Genomic DNA, 5,561 nt, shown 5'->3' on the forward strand with positions numbered 1-5,561 from the left:
ACATGCCTGTCGGCCTCCTCGCCGACAGACAGCTTGAATCAGATCCGCCCCGCGCCGGGGAATCCCCTTCGATTCATTCAGCTCGGAAACCGCTCTAGAGCGGATCGAGCCTCTGTGGGACGAGCGATTCCCCACCGAGCAGGCGCACATCGTGCGGCTCCGTGTGAACCGGGTCGACGTCCGCGCGGACGGCGCCGCGGTTCGGCTGCGCGGAAGGCGATGGTCACGCGAGGCGTGCTGGCGCTGGAGTGCCGGCAGGAAATCACGCTCATCAAGGCAGTGGCGCGCGCGTTCCGGTGGCGGCGGATACTGGAGTCCGGGCGCTTCTCCACCATCAACGAACTGGCCGCGGCGGAGAAGATCAACTCGTCCGATGTCTCGCGCGTGCTGCGGCTGACGCTGCTGGCTCCGGACATCGTCGAGGCCATCCTGGACGGGCGGCAGCGGGAGGGGATGACGCTGCCGGGGTTGATGGAGGGTGCAGACGCAGATGGTGCGTGTCAAAGCAGTTGCCACGCGCATCTCGTAACGAGCTGGCTATGGCGCCCCGGCTGTCGCCTCCGTGGTGAGGGTGGCCGCGGCGGGCACGTCGACCTGGGTGGACGATGCCACGGTGCTCGCTGCGGCGAAGGTACAGTGCTCGCCATCCTCGCCATGCTCGCTGCGCTGCGCATGGTGCGGGCGGCTGCGGTTGGCCTGCTTTGCAGCCCAACCCCATCGCCTGCGCTGCGCGGCGTGAGCCAGGTCGGGACGGGAAAGCAGGCTCGCCGACCGAACTGGAAAGCGGCATGTCCTGCAGCGCGGCCTGCACGACGCTGTCGCGCTCGGGGTTGGCCGACCGCCATCCGCGCCACAAACACGCGGCGTCACGCTCTCCAAGAGATTCGGCGCAGCTGCGGTGGAAGCTTATGATCGTCGTTCCCCGTGCCGTTGATCACGCCTGGGCGGGCAGCGCGAGCACTATGCTCTGCCGGCGTGGATGCTGCCAATCGCCGATGAGTCGCGTCGTCCAGCCACAGCCCGCCGCATCTGCCGCCAGGTCCTTGTAGGCATAGTACCACCCCAGATTCGCGTCGGACGGGCCAGCGGGGTTTTTCGCTTCATCTCCTTCGAAGAAGGTAAACCAGAATCGGCTCTGCGCGTGCGCGTGCGGCCGAAGGTTGCGAAAGCAAAGACGTATATCTTCGCGCGTGAGGTGCGTGAACAGAGACTGCGCTATGGCCACATCAAATTTTTCTATAAAACTGAAATCAAAATCACTGTTGAATGCAAAAATTGGCTGTTTTTTATCAACAATATTTGCGAAAAACTCACCCGATAGACCGGACCTGACCAACTCTTCATGTGCATCCAGACCGAAATAATAGCTATGCTGGAGGTAAGGGATCAGGTATTGACCGAGTCGGAGGGCACCACAGGCGATATCCAGGAAACGGTGCTGCGGCTCAAGGCCGTTCGCGACGAGGAAGTGGTACTGGAGCTTCCCGATGCCGTACCAGGTCTCGAGGTCAGTGCCTCCGACAAAGGCACGATGGCCGACGTCGCCAATTCTATCGCCGGGCTTTTTCTTGCGCAATTCTGCTGTCAACTGAACTGCCTTCGATACCTCCGGGCTTTTTTTTCTACCATATCCCTACTTCTCCACATGTATAGAGACGTCTTGCTGGCCCGCAGGTGCGGCTATCCGAGACAAGTAAAGCACCTTCGCTCGGTGGTGTGGAACGCAACTTCCACTACTGACCAGGTCAAAGGAGAACGCCCGGGTGGCGTCGGCCGATCTCCTCCAGGTGCCGCTCATAGAGTTCGCGCATCTGCCGGGCCTCCGCCTCGGACCACGGGGAGAAAGCCGGATGTTCGGCCGAGCGCGGGAAGCGCTGCATCACGGCATCCACCGCCAAACTTGCGATGCGCGGCTCGGACAAGGCCGCGATCTTGTCCAGCGCCTCGATTGCCTTGGCCGAGAGGCCCTCGCGCCGCTCCTCGTATTCCGCGAGCTGGTCCACCCCGATGGGCGTCTGGCATAGCTGCCCCAGAAGCTCGGGCAGACGGGAGGAGAGCTGTTCGAAGCGCAGGACCTTCACGGTGCCGGCGCCGAACGCCTCGACCAGCGCGCCGACGACGCGCACCCAGAGCCCGTCATCGAGCTGCAGCCGGCTCCGATACGCCTGGAATCCGACATAGGGCTGCCAGCGGATGGACTCGGTGTAGTAGGACGGGATCCAGCCCGCATAGTCCCGCACGGTGAGGACGACGCTGCGCGGCGCGCCCGGCAGGCAGGCGGCGAGCAGGCGCAGCCGCGCGGGCGCGTCGCCGTAGATGCGGCCACTTAGGTTGCAGGAGCCGAGCAGGTTCTCGTCCGAGGCCACGAAATGCCCGGGCGAGCGGTCGAGGAATCCCTGGAACACCGCCTTCAGCTCCGCCGGCGACCGCGCCTTGGGGGTCTTCCGGAGGGGTGCTCCACAGCGGCGTGGTGAAGGTGTCGCGGAAGGGTTCCAGCGGCTCGAAGCTGACCTTCCGGCTGGCCAGGTAGGCCGCGCTGTTGGCCAGCCGGCCCTGCAGATAGGTGGTGGCGGTTTTGTGGACGCCCAGGTGCAGCGAGAAGCTGGCCGTGGGCGCCGGGGCGGGCGCTTCCGGGGCGGGCTTCGGCGGGGTGGCCGCGCGCCCCAGGGCGGGCGCTGGAAGCCCCTCACCCGCCGCATCCGACAGCAGATGCGGCTGGTCCTGGACCACCTTCCAAGGCGGCATGCTCACGAGGCCGTGGCGCGCAGGGTCCAGCGCAGCCGCCACCGGCGCGGCGGCGGACGGCAGGAGCGCCACCCCGCCGGCGATGGCGGTGGCTTGGAACAGCGCGAGCCCTTCACGCAGCTCCGCATCCGAGGTGGCGATGGCCAGCCGGACCGGCGGCGTGGCCAGCCAGCGGAAATAGCCGTGGTAGGGCCAGCGGTGCTCGATGCCGGTCCGGTGCAGGATCAGCAGCAGCGCACCGGAGAAATAGGCGCATTGGTAGGTGCCGCCGCCCTGCGCGCTGATGAAGTGGAAGCAGCGCGCGTAAAGCGCGTTCTTGAACTGGTTCACATCGCGCGCGCCGCCCGCCGCGACATGTTCCTCGAACACCTGCTCGAAAGTCAGGATGCCAGGGAAGTGGGCCAGGAGCTGCGCGTCGCCCAGCCCTTTCCTCGTGATGTTGTGATCGTGGCTGTAGGAGGCGTCCACAGGCCGCATGCCGTGGCGGATGTAGACGATGGTGTAGTTGTTCTGCAGCCGCGTGAAGATCTCCGCGAGGATGTCGCAGTTGAGGTGGTTGATCGGCCGCTTGAAGGCCCACTCGTTGTTATATTTGTTGTGCACGATGAGCAGCGGCTTGCCGCTCCGCAGCGAAACGGCATGCAAATCCACTTGCGCGAAGCGGGCGCGCAGATCGGGATAGACGTGGCGCTCGCAGCGCGCGCGCGTGCCGTCGAAACTGTCCTCGTCCTTGATTGGAAGCCAGGCCGGCCGCGCCGCAGGCTTCACATAGCGTCGGGGCTCGCTCTTCTCGACATACTCCCGGCAGTCGAGATGCGCGTAGAACGACCGCATGCCGGAATAGGAAGTGACGCGGTGCCGGCGCAGCAGCCCCTGTTGCGAAAGCCACGTCACGAAAGGCAGGAAAACGATGAGCTCACTGCCGAATTCACCGATGTATTCAAGAGTTTCAGGCAGCCCGGCTTCAGCACTTGTCAGGCGCTCAACGGAATCCATTGTTGGGTCCATGACAAGTGTTGCACGTTTTGCGCGCGTAGCAGCCCGTTGGTGCACGGTCAACAGCTCGAGATGGAGGGGGGAGGCAGAGCAGAAAAAGCATCTGCGCAGTCTCTATGGCCGCCACGCGCAACGTATCCTGATTTTCTGGCGAAGTACGGATTTAAGGCAAGTGGGATGCGAACCAGAGCAAGTACCGACCGCGCTGAAAGCGGCCTTTGACCTGGGTTTTTGAGTTCCGTACCGAATCCGGCAGGTCACCAGCTTCGGAGAGAACCGGGCTCCAGAGACCCGATCTGGGCCATTCCCGGCTCTTGCCGGTCAACAGGTCAGGGGCCGAACCCGCAGGAAACCTGCGCCTCACGGCGCGGCGGGTAACGGCGGAGACCACGCTTCGCAGGGCAACTGGCGGAGGGAGTGCGACTGGGCGCAAACAGTCTCCACTTGCCGACCCCGCGGTAGCCGGCCAACGGCGCAGCGATGGGCACCTAGTGGAGGGAAGGGCCGTCAGCCGCCGCGCCTGCGGCGGCGCGGCGATCAGTGTCGGCGAACGTCACCATGCGACCCTCCGCCTCGTCCCAGAGCGCATAGCGCGACGCCCGCAGCCCCTCCCGGATCCCGAGCACGCGCGCGGTCCCGAAGGCCGGGTGGGCGTTGTGACAGGCCTCGAGCCGATAGTTCGGGATGCGCGGCGCCAGGTGGTGGACGTGGTGGAAGCCGATGCTGCCGGTGAGCCATTGCAGCACGCGCGGCAGCCGCAGGAAGGAACTGCCGCCGATGGCGGCGGCGACCGGGTCCCAAGTGTCGTGGCGTGCCCAGTGTGCGCCCTCGAAGTGGTGCTGGAGGGAGAAGAGCCAGACGCCGACGATGCTCGCGGGGACCATCACGGCAAGCAGCACCAGGGCGGTCGGACCGAAGCCGAGCGCCAGGCCAATCCCTCCATGCAGCGACAGCAGCGCGAGATTGGTCAGCTGCACGCTGCGGCGCTCGCCCTGCCATGCGGTCGGCGTGTCGAAGGGGAAGCGGTAGAGAATCAGGAAGATCACGGGCGGGAGGAGGATGAGCGCTACGACCGGATGCCGCATGACGCGATGCCACCGCCTTGGCCAGGGGCGCAGCGCGCGATACTCCGCGACGGTCAGGCAGGTGGAGTAGATGTCGCCGCCGCGGCCTTCGCGGCGGTCGAGGTCGTTCCAGGTCCCGTGGTGCTGGGCGTGCTGCCGCCGCCAATGCGCGTATGGCGTGAGGGTGAGCAGGCCGCAGAGCCGCCCGATCACGTCGTTGGCGCGGCGCGAGGGCAGGAAGGAGCCGTGCCCGCAGTCATGCTGGATGATGAAGGTGCGCACGGTCAGACCAGCGGCGGGTAGGGCCAGCAGCGGCACGACCCACCACCAGCCGAGGGCGAGGCCAGCATGCATCGCGGCGATCGCAAGCACTAGCGGGACGATGGTCGTGCCGATCTGGAACAGCGCAATACCCGGCGCCGCGCGCTGGAAAGCGAGCACGACTTCGCGGAGATCCCTGTCGCCGCGGAAGCTGCCAGCTGGCGGCGCCCGCGTCGTGCGTTCTGCCATCAGCAGTGCAGGTCTCTGGGGCGCGGAAGCGCTATGGGCGGTGGTGGGTTTCACCGTGCTCGTTTCCATCATGCTTCATGGGATCACAGTGAACGCGACAATGCGGCGGCTGGACCGCCGCCGGACACCGCTTGAGAAATCTTGAAAGTGCGATAGCTGAGACTTGATCGGACAGTCTGTGTTGGTTCTCGAAGGATGGAGCCGGTGGGCGGGGCGCGGTCCTTGCCCTCGCGCTCGGACCGCGGC

5 protein-coding genes are annotated in these 5,561 nt (G+C 65.7%); 1 reads left to right on the top strand and 4 read right to left on the bottom strand.

All coding sequences use genetic code 11. The features are described from left to right. The first annotated feature begins 234 nt into the window (after window positions 1-234). Window positions 235-912, top strand: a complete 678-nt coding sequence (locus tag ACESM1_RS30030) for a hypothetical protein (protein WP_372625033.1) — start codon at window positions 235-237, stop codon at window positions 910-912. Window positions 913-934: 22 nt separating this feature from the next. Here the strand turns inward: ACESM1_RS30030 and ACESM1_RS30035 are convergent, their stop codons facing one another. The 4 genes from ACESM1_RS30035 to ACESM1_RS30050 form a co-directional block, all read right to left on the bottom strand. Continuing rightward, window positions 935-1,588: a hypothetical protein gene (locus ACESM1_RS30035; RefSeq protein ID WP_372625034.1), complete on the bottom strand. Its 654-nt coding sequence runs from the start codon at window positions 1,586-1,588 to the stop codon at window positions 935-937. Between the two features lie 157 nt (window positions 1,589-1,745). Further along, complete coding sequence (locus ACESM1_RS30040; RefSeq protein WP_372625035.1) at window positions 1,746-2,240, bottom strand: hypothetical protein; 495 nt, start codon at window positions 2,238-2,240, stop codon at window positions 1,746-1,748. Beyond that, on the bottom strand, window positions 2,137-3,741 hold the full coding sequence (locus ACESM1_RS30045; protein ID WP_372625037.1) for a hypothetical protein: 1,605 nt from the start codon (window positions 3,739-3,741) through the stop codon (window positions 2,137-2,139). Before ACESM1_RS30045 ends, ACESM1_RS30040 begins: the two co-directional genes overlap by 104 nt. 488 nt (window positions 3,742-4,229) lie before the next feature. Beyond that, entirely contained in the window at window positions 4,230-5,315 is a 1,086-nt protein-coding gene (locus ACESM1_RS30050) for a fatty acid desaturase family protein (RefSeq protein ID WP_372625039.1), read from the bottom strand. Window positions 5,316-5,561 lie beyond the last annotated feature (246 nt).

Origin of the sequence: Falsiroseomonas sp., from assembly GCF_041690465.1 — a bacterium.
Lineage (GTDB): Bacteria > Pseudomonadota > Alphaproteobacteria > Acetobacterales > Acetobacteraceae > Falsiroseomonas.

Bases quoted from the DNA above. Each gene is read 5' to 3' on its own strand.
- ACESM1_RS30050 (WP_372625039.1), bottom strand. From the start codon at position 5,315: ATGGCAGAACGCACGACGCGGGCGCCGCCAGCTGGCAGCTTCCGCGGC.
- ACESM1_RS30045 (WP_372625037.1), bottom strand. From the start codon at position 3,741: ATGGATTCCGTTGAGCGCCTGACAAGTGCTGAAGCCGGGCTGCCTGAA.